This window comes from Limnohabitans sp. Rim8, assembly GCF_945869175.1.
Lineage (GTDB): Bacteria > Pseudomonadota > Gammaproteobacteria > Burkholderiales > Burkholderiaceae_C > Limnohabitans_A.
The window spans coordinates 1-18,376 of record NZ_CAMBNZ010000059.1 but is presented as its reverse complement, the minus strand read 5'-3'; the positions used below and the strand labels follow the sequence as shown (position 1 = coordinate 18,376).

Here is an 18,376-nt window from a genome sequence, read left to right as displayed (position 1 = left end):
TGTGGTGTTCATGGCACCACACTGCCCAGGTGAAGTGACCTTTTTTGCACTCGACGGCAACCACCCGGTGCTGGCCACGCACCGCGCCCAAGGCAAACAGGTGGTGTTCACCGAAGACGGTCACATCGTGGCCCAAAAAGGCAAACAGGTTTTGCGCATACCGCTGTCGCAAGTGCCGCTCACACGCCAAGGGCAGATCGGTTTCCAGACCGAAAACGTCTTGGCTTCCATCGGTGCCGCCTGGGCTGTCGGCGTGTCATGGGATGCCATCGCACAAGGGGTCTCCACCTTCATCAGTGACATCCAGGGTGTGCCCGGACGCTTCAACGTGTTTGACTACCGTGGTGCCACCTTGATTGCCGACTATGGCCACAACCCCGATGCCATTGCCGCCTTGGTGCATGCGGTGGACAACATGCCTGCCAACAAACGCATGGTGGTCATCAGTGGTGCCGGCGATCGGCGCGACCAAGACATCCGTGACCAAACCAAGATCTTGGGTCAAGCATTTGACGAAGTCTTGCTCTACCAAGACGCTTGCCAGCGCGGTCGCGCCGATGGAGAGGTGATTGCCCTGTTGCGTGAAGGCTTGCAAGGGGCAGTGCGCACCACCCACGTCCAGGACATTCAGGGCGAATTCCATGCCATCGACACGGCCTTGAGCCGTTTGTCACCGGGCGACCTGTGCTTGATCTTGATCGACCAGGTGGAAGAAGCCTTGGCCTACATCACCGAGAAAGTCCAAGCGGCCTCATGAGGACACCATGGCCAGCCCCACACTGGCCATGAAGACCATGCCCCATGCCGACAAATGTTTGAGGTCATGCGGCTGACGCTCGGTCAGCCTGTTCAGCGCACTGCCGATCCACACCGACAAAGCCACAGATACCGCCATGCCCAGCGCATTGGCCCACACATCATCGGGCCAATGGGCGGACACCCCAGCACTGACGGCCAATATCACGGCGTAGTGGATCAAGAAGACGGAATAAGACACTTTTGAAAGCCACTGGATGACGTGTTGCACGCGCAAAGGCAAACGCTCGCCCGAGAACCAGCCTGAAGGCGCCCAAAGCAAGAGCAAGGCACACCCCCAAGCGGTGGCAATGCGCCAACGCGGATCCACCCACAAGGCCAGCACGCCCAAAACGACCAACACCGCCCAACCTTGAAAGCCCATACGGCTTTGCCGGGCAGTGCAAGCGAGCAAGCCCATGCCGTATGAGCCAAAGAAAAACACGCCGTAATTGTCTAGTTCGTCATTCAAATTCCAGACCATCAAGGACGCCAAACTCAAGCCTAACCAGAGTTGCCAACGCAGGGTTTCGATGCGCAAGGACGGAAAACGATGGGCGACTTGCGAGGCAAACAGCAGCGTGAGCAAAGTGATCAGGTAAAGCTGAAAATCAATCGCAACGTACCAAATGCCGGCCGACAAGGCCTCGAAGTCCAGCACATGCTGCATCAGCAACAGGTGCGCCAGAGCGCTGTGCCAGTCAGGCGTGGCTGACAAATGCGACACATCGTGGTCATCCCGCAAATATTCGGTCAACAACACCGTCACGCTCAATGCCGCAAGCAAAGGGATGGTCAACCTCAAGTAACGCAACCAAGCCATGCGCATGGTGTTTGTCCACCCCCACACGCGGGTCGTGCTCAAGGTCGTGGCCATGAGAAAACCCGAGCACACCAAAAAAACCTGCACGGCCAAGCGGCCATGTGCGTAAAGCGCCTCGATCAATGCCGGCCATGCCTGCATGACCACGTCCGACATGGGGCCATAAAAAGCCAAATGGTGCAAAACAATCAAGATGCACCCTGTCGCCTTTAGAACATTGAGCAAAAAAGCGCGGTCCAAAGCGCTTTTCTCTGGCGGCAATGGCATCGATTTCAGACTCGGACTCCGGCCATCAAAGTGTCAACCGCGCCCGCGCTGCTTGGTACTGCGCCTTGAATTGGGCGACCAGCGCTGCAGTGCTTTGCACCGCATCAATGGCACCAATGCCCTGGCCGCAACCCCAAATGTCTTTCCAGGCTTTTTTGGCATCGCCACCAAAGTTCATCTTGCTCGGGTCAGACTCGGGCAGGTTTTCCGGGTCCAGGCCAGCAGCGCGGATCGATGGGGCCAGGTAGTTGCCATGCACCCCGGTGAACAGGTTACTCAAGACGATGTCGTCAGAGTCGCAGTCCACAATGGCTTGTTTGTACTCATCGGCAGCACGCGCCTCAAGGGTCGCGATGAAGGCTGAGCCGATGTAGGCAAAGTCTGCGCCCATGGCCTGCGCGGCCAAAATTGCATCACCCGTGGCAATGGAGCCCGACAAGGCCACTGGGCCGTCGAACCACTGGCGGATTTCCTGGATCAAGGCGAATGGGCTTTTGACGCCTGCGTGGCCACCTGCACCGGCTGCCACAGCGATCAAGCCATCTGCACCTTTTTCGATGGCTTTGTGCGCGTGCTTGTTGTTGATGATGTCGTGCAGCACCACGCCGCCGTAACTGTGGGCAGCCTCGTTGATTTCTTCGCGCGCACCCAATGAGGTGATGATGATCGGCACCTTGTATTTCACGCACATGGCCATGTCATGCTCCAGACGGTCATTGCTCTTGTGCACGATCTGGTTGATGGCAAAGGGTGCCGCAGGCTTGTCGGGATTGGCCTTGTTGTAGGCCGCCAAGGTCTCCGTGATTTCGATCAACCATTCCTCCAGTTGTTCGGCTGGGCGGGCATTCAAAGCGGGCATGGAGCCGACAACGCCGGCCTTGCACTGCTCAATGACCAGTTTCGGGTTGCTGATGATGAACAGGGGCGAGGCAATGGCGGGGAAAGGCAGGTTGGACAGAACGGGGGGCAGCTTGGACATGTTGTCTCCTAAAAATTATTGTTTGAATCGGTTTCAGAAAGCGTCGAGGGCCATCGCGGTCACGCTGCCCGCACCTTCGACAATGCTGTCTCTGATGCCTGGGGCTTTGGACAAAATGTGATCGGCGTAAAAACGCGCGGTGCTCACTTTGGCGGCCATGAATGCCCCGTCCTGTGCTTGCGCTGCAGGCGTGAGTGCGACCAGCAGGGCGCGTCCCATTTGCCAGCCGGCCATCAAGTTGCCGGCCAGCATGAGGTAAGGCACGCTGCCTGCATAGACGTCGTTGGGGTGGGCTTTGGTGTTGCCCGCCACGAAATCCACCACATCCACAAATGCTTCGCGGGCGGCTTTCATGCGTTTGGCCACCGCGAGTGCATCGGCGTGGCCAGAGGCGGTGAGTTCGTTTTCGGTGTTCGCCACTTGCGCGGCCAGGGCTTTGGCGGTTTGCCCCCCATCACGCGCCGTCTTGCGGCCCACCAGGTCATTGGCCTGGATGGCGGTGGTGCCTTCGTAGATGGTCAAAATCTTGGCGTCACGGTAGTACTGCGCTGCACCGGTTTCTTCGATGAAACCCATGCCGCCGTGCACCTGCACACCCAAACTGGTGACGTCCAGGCTCATCTCGGTGCTGAAGCCTTTGACCAAGGGCACCATGAATTCGTAGAACGCCTCGTTCTGCTTGCGCACCTCGGCATCGGGGTGGTGATGCGAGGCATCGTAAGCGGCCGCTGCCGTTGTGGCCATGGCGCGGCATCCTTCGGTGTAGGCCCGCATGGTCATGAGCATGCGGCGCACATCGGGATGGTGGATGATGGGGCCAGCGGCCGGCAAGCTGCCATCCACGGGACGGCTTTGCACACGGTCACGGGCGTACTGCACGGCCTTTTGGTAAGCACGCTCGGCAATCGCGATGCCCTGCACACCCACGGCATAGCGTGCCGCGTTCATCATGATGAACATGTACTCGAGGCCCCGGTTTTCCTGCCCCACCAAATAGCCCACAGCACCGGGTCCGTTGCTGTCAGCGATACCCGCCGCCGTGCCGTCACCAAACTGCAGCACCGCGGTGGGGCTGGCCTTGATGCCCATCTTATGCTCGATGCTCACGCAATGCACATCGTTGCGATCGCCCAAAGACCCATCGGCCTTGACCAAGAATTTAGGCACCACAAACAAGCTGATGCCTTTGACACCTTCGGGTGCGCCCTGCACACGGGCCAGCACAAGGTGCACGATGTTCTCGGCCAGGTCGTGCTCACCATAGGTGATGTAGATCTTGGTGCCAAAAATTTTGAACGTGCCGTCAGGCTGGGGCTCGGCCCGGGTGCGCACGGCGGCCAGGTCAGAGCCCGCTTGTGGCTCGGTCAAATTCATGGTGCCGGTCCATTGGCCGGAGATCAGTTTTTCGAGGTAGATGGCCTTGAGTTCGTCTGAGCCTGCGGTGATCAGCGCCTCGATTGCACCGTCGGTCAGCAAGGGACACAGGGCAAAAGCCATGTTGGCCGAGTTGAGCATCTCGCCGCAGGCTGCGCCAATGGTTTTGGGCAAACCCTGGCCTCCGAAATCGACCGGGTGCTGCAAGCCTTGCCAACCGCCTTGGGCGTATTGCAGGTAGGCCTCTTTGAAACCGGGCGTAGTGGTCACGCCACGGCCATTGTGAAACGATGGGTTTTTGTCACCTTCCCAGTTCAGCGGCGAGATCACGTCCTGGTTGAGCTTGGCACACTCCTCAAGCACCGCTTGCGCGGTTTCAAGCCCGGCATCTTCAAAGCCGGGAATCTGCGCGATCTGGTCGATGCGGGCGAGGTGCTCAATGTTGAAAAGCATGTCCTTGAGTGGTGCTCTGTAGCTCATGTCTTGTCTCCGAAGGGGGTCCGAGGAAATGGGGGTCGGGTACAAAAAAGACCTCTCTTGGAGGCCTTTTTGGCAACCGTTAAATCATCACAGTGCTTGGGTCAACTCTGGCACAGCGGCAAACAAATCGGCTTCGAGGCCAAAGTCCGCCACGCTGAAGATCGGTGCTTCGGGGTCTTTGTTGATCGCCACGATCACCTTGGAATCCTTCATGCCGGCCAAGTGCTGGATCGCACCCGAGATACCGCACGCCACATACAACTGAGGCGCGACAATCTTGCCCGTTTGGCCCACTTGCAGGTCGTTCGCGGCATAACCGGCATCAACCGCTGCACGGCTGGCACCGATGGCCGCACCCAACTTGTCGGCCAGGGGCGTCATCACTTCATTGAATTTTTCTGAACTGCCCAAAGCGCGGCCACCGGAAACGATGATCTTGGCGGCGGTCAATTCGGGGCGGTCGTTTTTGGCGATCTCGCTGCGCGTGAAGCTGCTCTTGCCACTGTCGGCTTGAGCTGCTGCGCTTTCTACGGTGGCCGTGCCACCTGCAGCGGCTGCAGCATCGAAGCCCGTGGTGCGCACGGTGATGACCTTGGTCGCGTCTGTGCTTTGCACTGTGGCCATGGCATTGCCGGCGTAGATGGGGCGCTCGAAGGTGTCGGCGGAGATGACTTGCGTCACGTCGCTGATCTGCGCCACGTCCAACTTGGCGGCCACGCGAGGGGCCACGTTCTTGCCCGCTGCAGTGGCAGGAAACAAGATGTGGCTGTACTGGGCGGCGATGGCCAGCACTTGAGCTGCAACGTTTTCGGCAAGGCTATGGGCCAAGGCCTCGCTGTCGGCGTGGATCACTTTGGACACCCCGGCGATTTGGGCTGCGGCTTGCGCAGCGGCGCCAGCGTTGTGGCCCGCCACCAGCACATGCACGTCACTGCCGCAAGCGACAGCGGCGGTGACGGTGTTGAGGGTTGCGCCCTTGATGGAGGCGTTGTCGTGTTCTGCAATAACGAGTGCGGTCATGATCAGATTACCTTTGCAACATTCTTGAGCTTGTCCACCAACGTGGCGACATCGGGCACCTTGATGCCGGCGCTGCGCTTGGCGGGTTCTGCCACCTTCAGGGTCTTGATGCGGGGGGACACATCGACACCCAAGTCTTCTGGCTTGAAAATGTCGAGCTGCTTTTTCTTGGCCTTCATGATGTTGGGCAGCGTCACATAGCGCGGCTCATTCAAGCGCAAGTCGGTGGTCACCACCGCAGGCAAGCTGATGGACAAGACTTCCAGACCCCCGTCGATTTCGCGGGTCACCTGGGCTTTGCCGTCCACGATCTCGACCTTGCTGGCGAATGTCGCTTGAGGCAGATCCGCCAATGCGGCAAGCATTTGGCCTGTCTGGTTGCAGTCGTCGTCAATGGCTTGTTTGCCCAGAATGATCAAACCAGGCTGCTCTTTGTCCACCAAAGCTTTTAACAGTTTGGCCACCGCCAAAGGCTGCAAATCCAGGTCGGCTGGGGTTTCCACCAAAATGCCGCGGTCGGCACCAATGGCCATGGCGGTGCGCAGGGTTTCCTGGCATTGCGTGACGCCGCAAGATACAGCGATCACCTCGGTGGCCAATCCTTTTTCTTTCAGGCGCACAGCTTCTTCCACCGCGATCTCATCAAAGGGGTTCATGCTCATCTTGACGTTGGCGATGTCCACACCCGAACCGTCGGATTTGACTCGGACCTTGACGTTGTAGTCCACGACCCGCTTCACGGGAACCAGAATTTTCATGAAAACTTCTCCATTGAATGATCAAAACAGGCCACGCATGCGAGCAACAATCTGACGGGCTTGGCAGTTGACGTATACGTCAATTGTGCATCAAAAGACCGCCAAATATGCGCCATTATCGGCAAAAAAGCACGGTCGTTCGAAATTTACACCGAAATGCCGAAACACCCTTGTTGCTCAACAGGGTTATTCCGTTTGTCCTGGGCCGCTGTGCGTGACCGCTCCCAAACGAGCCGCTGAAACGAGCTTCGCGTATTTTTCAAGTACGCCAGACAACCTTGGTTTGGGCCTAGCAGCAGCCGCCTGCGCACGCTCAGCCAATACCTGCGGGCTCAAAAGAACATCCAGCGTTCCCACACTGGCATCGAGCCGGATGCGGTCCCCGTCTTTCAGCCAGGCAATGGGGCCGTTGTCCGCCGCTTCCGGCCCGATGTAGCCCACCATCATGCCCCGGGTCGCGCCCGAAAAACGGCCATCGGTCAACAAGGCGACTTTCTCGCCCATGCCTTGCCCGTAAACCAGCGCCGTCACGCCCAGCATCTCCCGCATGCCTGGCCCGCCTTTAGGGCCTTCGTTGCGAATCACCAGCACATCACCCGCCGAATACGCTTGTTGCGTCACCGCTTCGAAGCATTCCTCTTCGTTTTCAAAGACGCGCGCTGGGCCTTCGAACACCAAGGACTTCAAGCCAGCCACCTTGATCAAAGCGCCTTCGGGCGCCAGATTGCCTTTGAGCACCACCACCCCACCGCTGGGGCTGATGGCCTGGGACACCTGCCGAACCACTTGACCGTCCGGCAAAGACACATCGGCCAAATCTTCGGTCAAGGTCCGCCCGGACAGGGTCAGGGCATCGCCATGCAAATGGCCGCCCTCCAGCAAAGACTTCAAAACCGACCGGACGCCACCGGCCCGGTGAAGGTCCACCGCCAAAAAGCGCCCTCCGGGCTGCAAGTCCGCAATCAAGGGGGTTCTGGCAAAAACAGCCGCCACATCGTCCAAGGTGAACGAGATGCCCACCTCGTGGGCAATGGCCGGCAGGTGCAAGCCGGCGTTGGTGGAACCGCCAGTGGCCGCCACAGCCGCGCAAGCGTTTTCGAGGGACTTGCGGGTGATCAGGTCACGCGGCAAAGGACCGCCCTCACGAATGATCTCGGTGATGCGCCGACCCGCAGCTCGCGCCAGCGCCAGGCGCTCGCTGTACACCGCGGGCATCATGGCCGAGCCGGGCAAAGCCAAACCCAAGGTTTCGGCCACCATGGCCATCGTGTTCGCTGTGAACTGGCCCGGACAAGAACCCACCGTGGGCGAACACGCACGCTCGAGTTCGTGCAGGTCTTGCTCACTCATCTGCCCAGCAAGAACCGAGCCCACCCCCTCATAGGCGGTCAGGATGGTCACATCTTTGCCGCGCCACTGACCGGGCAACATGGCCCCACCATACACAAACACACTCGGGCAATTGAGCCGAGCCATGGCCATCAAAACACCTGGCAATGTTTTGTCACATCCGGCAAAACCCAGCAAGCCATCGTAAGCATGGGCCGTGATCACCGCTTCGATGGAGTCGGCGATGATCTCCCTCGACACCAAGCTCATGCGCATGCCTGCGTGGTTCATGGAGACACCGTCAGAGACGGAGATTGTGGTGAAGGGCACTGAAATGCCCTGCCCTGCAGCCACGCCCAGCCTGGCTGCATCGGCTTGCGGACCCAATGACATTGAACATGGTGTGTTTTCACCGTGCTGGCTGACGATGCCCACCATGGGCTTGCCAAAGTCTTCATCCGACAGGCCCACTGCACGCAAAAAGGCCCGATGGGGCGTGCGATCCATGCCCTCCACAATGCGGGCGGAGGTGAGTTTGTCAGGTGGCGTGAATGTGCGTTTCGGGGTGCTCATGCCTATTTCTCCGGTAATTTTGATGTGTTTGTGAATGGATGCTCAAGGGCTGATGATCGGCTGCGCCAACTGCCGCACAAATGCACTCAAATCATGCTGGAAAGTTTGGCGCTCGTCGGTCAAACCCATCTGCTGGGCCAGCGCAAAGGACACCTCCAGCGGCCATGCACCAAACTGCGCCTCGATCTCTGGCTGCGGGGCAAACTGCACACGTTGCAGTACCTGTGGATCGATCTGGGCCATGGCTTGCAAAAGTTCCTGCACGGTCACGGGCCAAGCCGGCGCATTCAGGGCACAGGTTCCTGCTGGGCCCATGATGTGGGACCAACTGGCATGGTCTAAACCCAACAAGCGCGTCAGGTGTTCCAGTGCGGTAGACAAACTCAAAAGCCACAGTCTGGCTTGCCTTGACACAGGACACACATAGGCGCGGCCCGACAAAGGTTCACGAATCAAGTCGCTGTTGAACCCCGACAAAGCCCCATTGGGCAAAACGGGGCGCAGCACCACCCCCGACAAGCGCACAGCGCGGCCATCGATGTCGCCACGGCGGTTCATGTCGTCCAGCATCAACTCCAGCATGCGCTTGTGGGTGCCGTAACTGAGGCTTGGCCGCTGGGGGGTGTGGTCATCGATGCGATGCGGCAGGGGCGTGCCAAAGACCGCAATCGAACTGGTCATGAGCCACCGCACCCAAGGTCCCCCTTGTCTGTATTGGGCTCGGCAACGGCCCATCAAATCCAAACTCGCATGCAAGTTGATGCGCTCTCCCAACGCCACATCTTGCTCTGTGCGCCCGCTCATCAAACCGGCCAAATGCACCACCGCATGGACAGGCTGCTCAAACAGCGCATCACACACCCCAGCATCCGACAAATCACCGACCACCCACCGGGTGTTGGCATCGGGCCGCCCGCCCTCAGCTGATTGGGCATCGGTCAAGACCCATTGCCAGGAGGCTGGCGCGCTCAAGGCCAAGGCCTGCACCAAGGCTTGCCCAACATAACCGGCAGCACCCGTGATCAGAACACGAGCGTTTGGCGGCAGATGGAATGAATGGCGCATGCTTTTATGGAAAAAAGATCAACAGTCGTCACGAGCCCCGGGTAAACCATGACGGATTTGGCCGTTTTGACAATATCCAATCAATATACTTTCCTTTTCTTCAACCGCCTGCCCCAGGTCCTGACATTTTGACGGAGACACCTCATGAGAAAAGTTTTCAAACACCTCGCTTTGACAGGCGCCATGGCACTGGCCATGGGTTTCAATACGGCCAGCGCCCAAACCGTGCTGACCATGTCGAGCTGGGTCGGTCCTAGCCATCCACTCACCCGTGATGTCTTGGGTGGTTGGGCTACAGCGGTCGAAAAGGCCACCAACGGCCGCGTCAAAATGCAAATGCTGGCCAAGCACCCCGTGGCCCCTCAAGGTACTTTTGACGGCGTGCGCGATGGCGTGATGGACGTGTCTTACGTGACCGCCAGCTACACCCCCGCTCGCCACCCCCTGCCGCTTCTGGCCGAGCTGCCTGGTTCGGGTGGCACTGCTGAAATCAACTCCGTGGCCTTCAGTCGCATCCACTGGAAACACCTGCACAAGGCGGGTGAATACAAAGGCGTCAAATTGCTGGGCGTCTTTACACATGGCCCCGGTCAAATGTTTTTGGTCAAAAAACCGGTCAACTCGGTCGCTGACATTGCGGGCATGAAAATCCGCAGCGGCGGCGGTATCTCGGAAGCCTCTGCAAAAGCCTTGGGCGCATCACCTTTGGTCAAGCCCGCACCCGAATCCTATGAAATTCTGGCATCTGGCGTAGCCGATGGCACGTTTTTCCCTGCCGAATCCATCCGATCCTTCAACCTGGACAAAGTGGTCAAACACGCCACGATTTTCCCAGGCGGGTTTTACTCTTCGGCCTTTGGCTTTTTCATGAATGAAGAGAAGTGGAACAAGCTGTCTAAGCAAGACCAAGATGCCATCATGTCCGTGTCGGGTGAAGCCCTGGCTCGCCTTGCGGGTCAAGCTTGGGATGCTGCAGACAAAGGCGGCATGGAAGCCTTGCGCGCTGCGGGCGTCAACATCCAACAAGCCAGCCCGGCGTTCATTGCCGAAGTGCGCACCCGCACAGAGCCCCTGGCCAACAACTGGATCCAAGCGGCCAACGCCAAAGGGCTGGAAGGTGCCAAGGTCTTGGCCGAATTCCGAGAAGAGCTCAAGCGCGTGGCTGAAGGCAAATAATTTCGGCATCGGATGACTGATCCCCGCCCTGCTCTGACCCATTGCGCCCTGATCCTTGCCGATGAAAAGCATGAATCAGGGTTAGCAGGACAAATCACCGCCCGGGGACCTGCACCCAATACCTATTGGACGCTGCCTCTGGGCTTGTCATTTGATGAAGCCAACGATGCGTCGTGGCTGTTGATTGACGGTGACATGCGCTTGATCGAAGGGGAAGGTGCGCATGGCATTCGCGAGCCCAACCCGGCGACACGCTTTCATTTGTGGGTTTACAACAGCCGCCCAGACGTCAACGCCATTGTCCACACCCATCCTCCAGCGGCTTCTGCACTGGCTGCAGCCGAATGCCCACTGGTTGTGGCGCACATGGACGCCACACCTTTGTTTGAAGACCTGGTCTTCTTGCCCGAGTGGCCAGGCTTACCCACGGCAGACAAAGAAGGCGAAATCATCGCCACCGCACTGGGGCCACACCATGCCATGCTCTTGGCACACCATGGCCTTCTGACGGCAGGACGCAGCGTACAAGAAGCCGCGTTTTTGGCCGTTTTCATGGAGCGCATGGCCCAACTGCAAATCAACGCATCCACGGTTGGAGGGGTTCAAGCGATCAATCCCGCCGAAGCGCGCCGCGCCAGAGATTTCTTGCGCACCGACCGCATCATGAACATCACTTTCGACGCATGGACACGTCGCGCCAAACGCCTGAGGCAAGGACACCCAAGATGACATTCGCTCAACTTTTACAAAGGACCTTGGGTTACTGTGCCGCAGCCGTGCTTTTTTTGATGATGGTCATCACTGCGGTGGATGTGGTGGGTCGGTATTTTTTCAACAAACCACTGGCAGGTGGCTTTGAAATCACGGAAATAGGACTGGCTTTGCTGATTTACTGCGCTTTGCCTTTGGTCAGTGCCCGGCGTGAGCACATCGTGATCGACACTTTTGATGTCTTCATGAGCCAAGGGGTCAAAACCTTTCTCAATCGACTGGCCGATGTCATCTGTTTTGTGGCCTTAGCGGGTGTCGGCTACATCCTCTTCAAGCGGGCAGTGCGCGTTGCAGAATATGGCGACACGACCAACGTCTTGCTGCTGCCGTTGGCCCCTGTGGTCTACACCATGAGCGGCATGATCGTGATTGCTGGCCTGATGCACCTGGTGCTTATTTTTGTACCGCACGCCGAACAAACCACCTCCGACTCCAACGAAGTGACACCATGACAGAAGCAAGTATCGGCCTGCTGGCCATGTTGATCCTGGCGTTTGCCCGGGTACCTCTGGCGATTGCCATGGGCTTGGTCGGGTTTGCGGGCCTGTGGTGGATGAGGGGACTCAACCCCGCATTGGCTTCAGTCACCTCCACGGTGTACGAAGCCGGTTTTGAATACACGCTGTCGGTGGTGCCCTTGTTCATCTTGATGGGCAATTTCGTCACGCGCGCAGGCATGTCACGCGAGCTTTACCGTGCCGCCTACACCCTGGTCGGGCATTTCCGAGGCGGTTTGGCCATGGCCACCGTGATGGCCTGCGCCGGATTCGGCAGTGTATGCGGCTCATCCATTGCCACAGCTGCCACCATGACCAAGGTGGCCTACCCTTCCATGAAAGACCATGGCTACTCGGGGCAGTTGGCGGCTGGCGCCATTGCGGCCGGAGGCACCTTGGGCATTTTGATTCCGCCCTCCACCATTTTGGTGATCTATGGTCTGGTCACGGAAACCAGCATCGGCAAACTGTTTGCAGCAGGCATGGTTCCTGGCTTGCTGGCCGTGCTGATGATGTGCCTGACCATTGCCTTCCTCACTTGGCGTGACCCGTCATCCGGTCCTGCAGCTGAACGCTCCAGTTGGTCGCAGCGCATGGATGCCATGAAAGATGTGTGGGCTGTGGCCGTTTTGTTTGTGCTCGTGATGGGCGGCATTTACGGTGGCGTGTTCACGACCACGGAAGGTGCGGGCATCGGTGCTTTCGGTGCCTTCATCATTGCCCTTTTGCGCAGATCGCTGAACTGGCCCGTCACCCTGGACATCTTGGTCGAAAGTGCGCGTACCACCGGCATGCTGTTCATGATCTTGGTGGGCGCTTTGGTCTTTGCTAATTTCGTGAACTTCACCACACTGCCCTCTGATCTGAAAAGCCTGGTCTCCACACACAACATCAGCCCCGTGGCCGTGATGATCGCGATTTGTGCTATCTACATCGTTTTGGGCGCCGCCATGGAAGAGCTCTCCATGGTGTTGTTGACGCTGCCGGTATTTTTCCCCCTGGTGGTGAGCCTGGGGTTTGACCCGGTCTGGTTTGGCATTGTCATTGTTTTGGTGGTGATGATCGGGCTGATCAGTCCCCCGGTCGGCATGAACATGTTTGTCGTGCGCAACATGCTGCCCGAGTTGAGCACCGCCACCATCTTCAAAGGCGTCATGCCCTTTGTCTACACCTTGGTCGTGGTGCTTGCCTTGCTGGTGGCCTTCCCGCAAATCGCCCTGTTCCTGCCCCAAGCGCTCAAACTCTGACGCCCAGGCTGCTGCAAGGGAAGCTCATCCATGAAACTGGCTTTTTGCGGACTGGGCTTGATGGGCGAGCCGATGGTCAAGCGCCTCTTGAGTGCGGGCCATGCGGTCCATGTCTGGAACCGAACCCCTGCCAAAGCAAACGCCTTGATCGAATTGGGGGCGAAATGGTGTGACACGCCTGCCCAAGCGGCGAGCGATGTGGATGGCGTTTTCATGTGCCTTTTGAACACGCAAGCCGTTGAAGATGTCGTGTTCGGTTCTGAAGGCATCGTCCATGCGCGCAATTTGCAGTGGCTGGTGGACCACTCCAGTGTTCCCCCTGAGCAGACTCGCGCTTGGAGCCAACGCCTTCTCTTGGCTTGCCAAGCGGATTGGATCGATGCACCCGTATCCGGTGGCGTTGCGGGCGTGCAAACTGGCAATCTGGCCGTGATGGTGGGCGGCCCCGCGAGCCGCTTGGAAAGCGCCAGTCAAGCCATGCGCGCTTATGCCAGCAACATCACCCACATGGGCGACAGCGGCGCGGGCCAAGCCACCAAACTTTGCAATCAGACCATTGTGGCCAGCACGGTGGCAGCGATTGCAGAGGCCGTCGGTTTGGCCCACCGCAATGGCATCGACTTGAATCAACTTGCCAAAGCCCTGCAAGGCGGCTGGGCCGACTCCAAACCACTGCAAGTCTTTGTGCCCCGGATGGTCACGCCCACCCAACCCTCCATTGGGGCTCTATCGACCATGCTCAAAGATGTGGACACGGTGATGCAGGTGGCGCAAAGCACCGGCGCCCCCATGCCGGTCATGGCCACTGTGCAACAGCAACTTCGCGCAGCCCAGGCTGCGGGTTTGGGCGAAGCAGAACTGTCTGCCTTGATCTGTCTGGTCTGGCCCGAACAACGACCGGCCTTCTGACACGCGTCTGCCTTATCCAGCCTCAACAGGCTAGGCAGCACCTGCCATGTGCACCACCCGCTGCGGAAATGGGATCTCGACACCCTGCGCTTGCAGGGTTTTGAGAATCGCCAGATGGATGTCTGACTTCAGGTTCAGGGGCCCTGTCTCCGAGTCATCCAACCAATAGCTCACGGTGAATTCCAGCCCATTGACGCCCAAGGCCGACAACGCCACCAAGGGCGCCGGATCGGCCAACACTTGGGGGTGCGCCTGACAGGCTTGCAGCAACCATGACATGACCTCTTCCACTGGGGCGGTATAGGACACCGTCACGGTGGTCGACTGTGCGATCTTGGAATCGGTCAAGGACGAATTTTCCACTCGCTGAGTGATCAGCATTTCATTGGGCACAATCGACTCGCGCCCGGAAGGCGACCGGATCACGGTGTAACGGGCTTTGATGTCGGTGATGCGGCCCTCAAAATTGTCGACCTTGACGTTGTCCCCAATGCGCATGCTGCGCTCTGCAAGGATGACAAAACCACTCACGTAATTGGCCGCCAGCTTTTGCAAACCAAAACCGATGCCCACACCCACTGCGCCGCCCAGCACAGACAAAGCGGTCAGGTCGATGCCCACCGACGACAGCGCCAGAAGCAACCCCACAAACATGAGCACAGCCCGCACCGTGTTGCTGATGACTTTGCGCAAAGACAAATCACTGCCCTTGGCGGACTTGAGCAAGCTGGACTCCAAGGCCGCAGAAATCCACAGGGTCACGATCAAGACCAAGCCTGCTGTCAACGCACCTTCTAGCAATGTGCGCACCGACAACATGGCGCCGCCCACTTTCCAGCGGATCTGGTCCAACTCCTCCAAAATCAAGGGCAAAACGCCCGAGACCCACAACACCACTGCCAACCAAGCGATCCAGGAAATCGTGCGCTCCAACACCCGAACAAAGGGCGCCTCGTCAAATGCCACCTGCAAGACTTTGACGCCCAAACGGATCAATGCCAGCGAAATGCACACGGGCAACAAAATACCGAACATCGGCAAGGGCTGCGCATCGGTCAACAAGGCACGGGCCGCAAAGGTCAAACCGAGCAACACGGTTGGAAACAACACGCCGTCAATCAGGCGCTTGCCCAGCAAAACAGACAACGCATGTTCTGCGAAGGCTTTGCGAGTGCTCCAAGCGATCAACCAAGAAAGCGCCACGCACAGGGCGAAGGCCATCAGCACCTGAAGGGACTCGGCACGAACCAAGGCACTCAGCCAAGCCGAGGGATCGGCAATGGTCAAGGATTTCAAACCCGCCACGAGGGTGTCCTTTTGTCGATGAACGCCTGAACACCCTCTTGGGCCACATCGTCCATCATGTTGCAGGCCATGGTTTGGCCAGCCAATTGGTAGGCGGCCTCGATGCCCATTTCACGTTGTTGGTAAAACAAGGCCTTGCCCAGGCGCAGCGCTTCGCGCGGTTTGCTCAAAATGGACTGGACCCAATCATCCACTTGCGCATCCAGCTCAGTGGCCGGACACACCCGATTGACCAGCCCTCGACGACAGGCTTCATCGGCAGAGATGAAGCCCCCCGTGAGCAACATTTCCATGGCTTGTTTGGCATGCATGTTGCGCACCAGCGGCACGCTGGGGGTGGCGCAAAACAAGCCCACATCGATGCCATTCACACCAAAAGTCGCGCTGTCCACCGACACCGCCAAATCACACTGCGCCACCAACTGGCAACCGGCCGCCGTGGCCAAGCCTTGCACGCGGGCGATCACGGGTACTGGTAACTTTTGGAGAGACAGCATCATGCGCGTGCACTGCGCAAACAACTTTTGGTAATACGCCAATTCCGGCTGGGCGCGCATTTCCTTGAGGTTGTGACCCGCACAAAAGGCTTTGCCAGCAGCGGCCACCACCAACACTCGGGCGTGGTCGTCTTGAGCGATCTGGTCCAAGCACCGCTGCAAGGCGGTGAGCATGTCTTGGCTCAAGGTGTTGAAGGTGCTGGGACTGTTCAGCGTCAGGCGGTGTACACCCTTCGCATCGCACTGGTGAAGAAGTACATCAGACATCTGCCAACACCCGCAAATGGGCTTCCACACTGCGGCCCAGTGCGCTGAGGTTGTAGCCCCCCTCCAGGCAACTGACGATGCGCCCTTTGGCATGGCGCAGCGCCACATCCTTGATGCGCTGGGTGATCCAGGCGTAGTCTTGCTCTACCAGGCCCATCTGGCCCATGTCGTCTTCTCGGTGGGCGTCAAACCCGGCACTGATAAAGACCATCTCCGGCTTGTGGGCCTCCAGCCTGGGCAGCCACATCGTGTCGATCAGCTCGCGAATGTCCATGCCTTTGGTGTAAGCCGGCACCGGCAAATTCACCAAATTGCTGGCCGTCGACTGCGAGCCGCCTTCGGGATAAAACGGGTGCTGAAAAAAACTCACCATCAGAATACGTTCGTCGCCTGCCACGATGTCCTCGGTGCCATTGCCATGGTGCACATCAAAGTCCACGATCGCCACACGCTGGAGGCCATGGCGCTCCAGCGCGTATTTGGCCGCAATCGCCACATTGTTGAAAAAACAAAAACCCATGGCTTGGTCGCGACAAGCGTGATGCCCTGGTGGACGCACGGCACAAAAAGCGTTCTCCAACTCGCCCGCCAGCACCGCGTCTGTGGCATCGATGGCGGCACCCGCCGAAAGCAAGGCCGCATCCCAAGTATGGGCGTTGATCATCGTGTCCGGGTCGATCGAGGTGTGGGTGGGACCGCCTGCGGCCATGTCTTCGCGCAGAGCATCGCCCAAACCCCGCAAAGCAGCCACATGCATGCGCCCGTGGGCCAGTTCAATGTCGCCCAAAGACGCCGGACGGGGTTCTCTGCGTTGCAAAGCCATGTCCAAACCCGTGATGAGCAAGCGGTCTTCGATGGCGCCCAGCCGCTCAGGGCACTCGGGATGACCCGCGCCCATCTCGTGCTTCCAGAATGTGGGGTGTGAGAAATACGCTGTAGCGCCCATAAGGCTTGTCTTCCTGTAGATCACTGCCGTGGTTGGTGTTTCAGCTTATCACGCCCATCAGCGCTTTTGTACCTTGGCCTTGGCGCGATTAAACTGAACGCCGCATGAAAATCCACCTTCCCTTTTTTCGATCCAACCCTGCGCTGCGCCTGAAAGCGATTTTCACCCTCTTGATCTGCCCTTTCTTGTTCGTCGCCTGGGCGAACACTGCGCAAGCCCAAAACCCTGAAAAAAAAGCATTCCCACCCAGCAAAAGCAGTCAGCAAACGTCCAAAAAATCCAAGAAAAAATCCACAGTCAACGGCCACAAACGACCCCTCAACAAACCAGCCCCTGCCGCCTCGGCTGGCCGACTGAATGCCAACCCCGAGGTTACGACCTGGCTGCAAGAAGCCTCCAGCCGCTTGCAACTCGACCCGGTCTGGGCTGAAAAAAACATGGCCCAGGCCCAGCGCTTGCCTCTGGTCGAAAAACTGGTGCTGCCCCCTGCCAGCCCCGTGGCCAAAGACTGGGGTGCTTACCGTGCCCGATTCATCGAGCCCGTGCGCATTCAAGCGGGCCTGCGGTTTTGGCAAAAACACCAAGTCAGCTTGGAGCGAGCCGAACGCGAATACGGTGTCCCGGCCTCCCTCATCGTCGGCATCATCGGGGTCGAAACGCTGTATGGCCAAAACACAGGGAACTTTCGTGTGCTGGACGCCTTGGGCACACTGGCCTTTCACTTTCCCCAGGCACACCCCAGAGCGGCTGAACGTCAGGCCTTTTTTCGCAGCGAATTGGAGCAGTTCTTGTTGCTGACCTCTCGCAGTGGTGCTGACCCACTGTCTGTCAGGGGCAGTTACGCCGGCGCTTTGGGTTTGCCGCAATTCATGCCCTCAAGTTGGGCCAAATTTGCGGTGGACTTTGATGGGGACGGTCGCATTGACCTGTTTGGCAGCACGGCCGACGCGGTTGGCTCGGTGGCTAACTATTTCAAAGCCTTTCAGTGGCGCCCCGGCATGCCGACGCATTACCCGGTGTCCCTGACCCCCGGCCAAACCGATATGGACAGCCTGATGGCCCCGGACATCTTGCCCACTTTCAGTGTGGCCAGCTTTGTTGGCAAAGGTGCAGCTCTCGAAGGGGCGGCGCTCGCACACACTGGGCCGCTGGCCTTGATCGAACTGCGCAACGGTATCAACCCACCCAGTTACGTGGCCGGCACCGAAAACTTCTACGCCATCACGCGTTACAACTGGAGCAGCTACTACGCCATGGCGGTGATCGATCTGGCCGAGGCGGTGGCCCGTGAGATGCCA

At 58.6% G+C, this 18,376-nt stretch carries 17 protein-coding genes; 7 read left to right on the top strand and 10 right to left on the bottom strand.

Annotated features, from left to right (window positions below; all coding sequences use genetic code 11):
• The coding region (locus Q0O19_RS09750; protein WP_295522452.1) for a cyanophycin synthetase at positions 1 to 757 on the top strand (757 nt) is incomplete at its 5' end.
• Here Q0O19_RS09750 and Q0O19_RS09745 read toward each other — a convergent pair.
• From Q0O19_RS09745 to Q0O19_RS09715, 7 genes are all read right to left on the bottom strand, one after another.
• The gene (locus tag Q0O19_RS09745) at positions 752 to 1,885 is read right to left on the bottom strand and encodes an acyltransferase family protein (RefSeq protein WP_295522450.1); all 1,134 of its coding nucleotides are present in this window, start codon (positions 1,883 to 1,885) and stop codon (positions 752 to 754) included. The genes Q0O19_RS09750 and Q0O19_RS09745 overlap by 6 nt on opposite strands.
• A 25-nt stretch (positions 1,886 to 1,910) precedes the next feature.
• On the bottom strand, positions 1,911 to 2,864 hold the full coding sequence (locus tag Q0O19_RS09740) for a nitronate monooxygenase family protein (RefSeq protein ID WP_295522449.1): 954 nt from the start codon (positions 2,862 to 2,864) through the stop codon (positions 1,911 to 1,913).
• Between the two features lie 33 nt (positions 2,865 to 2,897).
• On the bottom strand, positions 2,898 to 4,718 hold the full coding sequence (locus tag Q0O19_RS09735; RefSeq protein ID WP_295522447.1) for an acyl-CoA dehydrogenase: 1,821 nt from the start codon (positions 4,716 to 4,718) through the stop codon (positions 2,898 to 2,900).
• 87 nt (positions 4,719 to 4,805) lie between these two features.
• The gene (locus tag Q0O19_RS09730; RefSeq protein WP_295522445.1) at positions 4,806 to 5,738 is read right to left on the bottom strand and encodes an FAD-binding protein; all 933 of its coding nucleotides are present in this window, start codon (positions 5,736 to 5,738) and stop codon (positions 4,806 to 4,808) included.
• 2 nt (positions 5,739 to 5,740) lie between these two features.
• Positions 5,741 to 6,496 carry an electron transfer flavoprotein subunit beta/FixA family protein gene (locus tag Q0O19_RS09725; protein WP_295522443.1) on the bottom strand — a complete coding sequence of 252 codons (756 nt, stop codon included), beginning with the start codon at positions 6,494 to 6,496 and terminating at the stop codon, positions 5,741 to 5,743.
• 186 nt (positions 6,497 to 6,682) lie between these two features.
• Positions 6,683 to 8,398, bottom strand: coding sequence for a dihydroxy-acid dehydratase (gene ilvD / locus Q0O19_RS09720; RefSeq protein WP_295522441.1), 1,716 nt, complete (start codon positions 8,396 to 8,398; stop codon positions 6,683 to 6,685).
• A 42-nt stretch (positions 8,399 to 8,440) separates the two neighbouring features.
• The gene (locus Q0O19_RS09715; protein WP_295522439.1) at positions 8,441 to 9,463 is read right to left on the bottom strand and encodes an NAD-dependent epimerase/dehydratase family protein; all 1,023 of its coding nucleotides are present in this window, start codon (positions 9,461 to 9,463) and stop codon (positions 8,441 to 8,443) included.
• A 144-nt stretch (positions 9,464 to 9,607) separates the two neighbouring features.
• Between Q0O19_RS09715 and Q0O19_RS09710 the strand changes: the two genes are divergently transcribed.
• Genes Q0O19_RS09710 through Q0O19_RS09690 form a run of 5 tightly spaced genes read left to right on the top strand, consistent with a single transcriptional unit; the run spans position 9,608 to position 14,063 of the window.
• Positions 9,608 to 10,639 (top strand): TRAP transporter substrate-binding protein, encoded by a 1,032-nt coding sequence (locus Q0O19_RS09710; protein WP_295522437.1) that lies wholly within the window; start codon positions 9,608 to 9,610, stop codon positions 10,637 to 10,639.
• Positions 10,640 to 10,651: 12 nt separating this feature from the next.
• Positions 10,652 to 11,368 carry an aldolase gene (locus tag Q0O19_RS09705; protein ID WP_295522435.1) on the top strand — a complete coding sequence of 239 codons (717 nt, stop codon included), beginning with the start codon at positions 10,652 to 10,654 and terminating at the stop codon, positions 11,366 to 11,368.
• A complete protein-coding gene (locus tag Q0O19_RS09700) occupies positions 11,365 to 11,862 on the top strand; it encodes a TRAP transporter small permease (RefSeq protein WP_295522433.1) in 498 nt (165 codons plus the stop codon). The genes Q0O19_RS09705 and Q0O19_RS09700 overlap by 4 nt, the downstream gene beginning before the upstream one ends.
• Positions 11,859 to 13,154 (top strand): TRAP transporter large permease, encoded by a 1,296-nt coding sequence (locus Q0O19_RS09695; RefSeq protein ID WP_295522431.1) that lies wholly within the window; start codon positions 11,859 to 11,861, stop codon positions 13,152 to 13,154. Before Q0O19_RS09700 ends, Q0O19_RS09695 begins: the two co-directional genes overlap by 4 nt.
• Before the next feature lie 30 nt (positions 13,155 to 13,184).
• Positions 13,185 to 14,063, top strand: coding sequence for an NAD(P)-dependent oxidoreductase (locus Q0O19_RS09690; protein ID WP_295522429.1), 879 nt, complete (start codon positions 13,185 to 13,187; stop codon positions 14,061 to 14,063).
• A gap of 30 nt (positions 14,064 to 14,093) precedes the next feature.
• Here the strand turns inward: Q0O19_RS09690 and Q0O19_RS09685 are convergent, their stop codons facing one another.
• From Q0O19_RS09685 to Q0O19_RS09675, 3 genes are read right to left on the bottom strand one after another with little or no spacing between them, the layout of a single operon-like run.
• Positions 14,094 to 15,368, bottom strand: coding sequence for a mechanosensitive ion channel domain-containing protein (locus Q0O19_RS09685; RefSeq protein WP_295522427.1), 1,275 nt, complete (start codon positions 15,366 to 15,368; stop codon positions 14,094 to 14,096).
• Positions 15,356 to 16,132, bottom strand: coding sequence for an enoyl-CoA hydratase (locus Q0O19_RS09680; RefSeq protein ID WP_295522425.1), 777 nt, complete (start codon positions 16,130 to 16,132; stop codon positions 15,356 to 15,358). Before Q0O19_RS09680 ends, Q0O19_RS09685 begins: the two co-directional genes overlap by 13 nt.
• Positions 16,125 to 17,078, bottom strand: coding sequence for a histone deacetylase family protein (locus tag Q0O19_RS09675; protein ID WP_295522423.1), 954 nt, complete (start codon positions 17,076 to 17,078; stop codon positions 16,125 to 16,127). The genes Q0O19_RS09680 and Q0O19_RS09675 overlap by 8 nt, the downstream gene beginning before the upstream one ends.
• 104 nt (positions 17,079 to 17,182) lie before the next feature.
• Between Q0O19_RS09675 and mltB the strand changes: the two genes are divergently transcribed.
• A partial coding sequence (gene mltB / locus Q0O19_RS09670) for a lytic murein transglycosylase B (RefSeq protein WP_295522421.1) occupies positions 17,183 to 18,376 on the top strand: 1,194 nt, incomplete at its 3' end.

Excerpts from the sequence above, each read along its gene's own strand:
- Q0O19_RS09745 (WP_295522450.1), bottom strand. The coding sequence starts at position 1,885 with ATGCCATTGCCGCCAGAGAAAAGCGCTTTGGACCGCGCTTTTTTGCTC.
- Q0O19_RS09740 (WP_295522449.1), bottom strand. The coding sequence starts at position 2,864 with ATGTCCAAGCTGCCCCCCGTTCTGTCCAACCTGCCTTTCCCCGCCATT.
- Q0O19_RS09735 (WP_295522447.1), bottom strand. The coding sequence starts at position 4,718 with ATGAGCTACAGAGCACCACTCAAGGACATGCTTTTCAACATTGAGCAC.
- Q0O19_RS09730 (WP_295522445.1), bottom strand. The coding sequence starts at position 5,738 with ATGACCGCACTCGTTATTGCAGAACACGACAACGCCTCCATCAAGGGC.
- Q0O19_RS09725 (WP_295522443.1), bottom strand. The coding sequence starts at position 6,496 with ATGAAAATTCTGGTTCCCGTGAAGCGGGTCGTGGACTACAACGTCAAG.
- ilvD (WP_295522441.1), bottom strand. The coding sequence starts at position 8,398 with ATGAGCACCCCGAAACGCACATTCACGCCACCTGACAAACTCACCTCC.
- Q0O19_RS09715 (WP_295522439.1), bottom strand. The coding sequence starts at position 9,463 with ATGCGCCATTCATTCCATCTGCCGCCAAACGCTCGTGTTCTGATCACG.
- Q0O19_RS09710 (WP_295522437.1), top strand. The coding sequence starts at position 9,608 with ATGAGAAAAGTTTTCAAACACCTCGCTTTGACAGGCGCCATGGCACTG.
- Q0O19_RS09705 (WP_295522435.1), top strand. The coding sequence starts at position 10,652 with ATGACTGATCCCCGCCCTGCTCTGACCCATTGCGCCCTGATCCTTGCC.
- Q0O19_RS09700 (WP_295522433.1), top strand. The coding sequence starts at position 11,365 with ATGACATTCGCTCAACTTTTACAAAGGACCTTGGGTTACTGTGCCGCA.
- Q0O19_RS09695 (WP_295522431.1), top strand. The coding sequence starts at position 11,859 with ATGACAGAAGCAAGTATCGGCCTGCTGGCCATGTTGATCCTGGCGTTT.
- Q0O19_RS09690 (WP_295522429.1), top strand. The coding sequence starts at position 13,185 with ATGAAACTGGCTTTTTGCGGACTGGGCTTGATGGGCGAGCCGATGGTC.
- Q0O19_RS09680 (WP_295522425.1), bottom strand. The coding sequence starts at position 16,132 with ATGTCTGATGTACTTCTTCACCAGTGCGATGCGAAGGGTGTACACCGC.
- Q0O19_RS09675 (WP_295522423.1), bottom strand. The coding sequence starts at position 17,078 with ATGGGCGCTACAGCGTATTTCTCACACCCCACATTCTGGAAGCACGAG.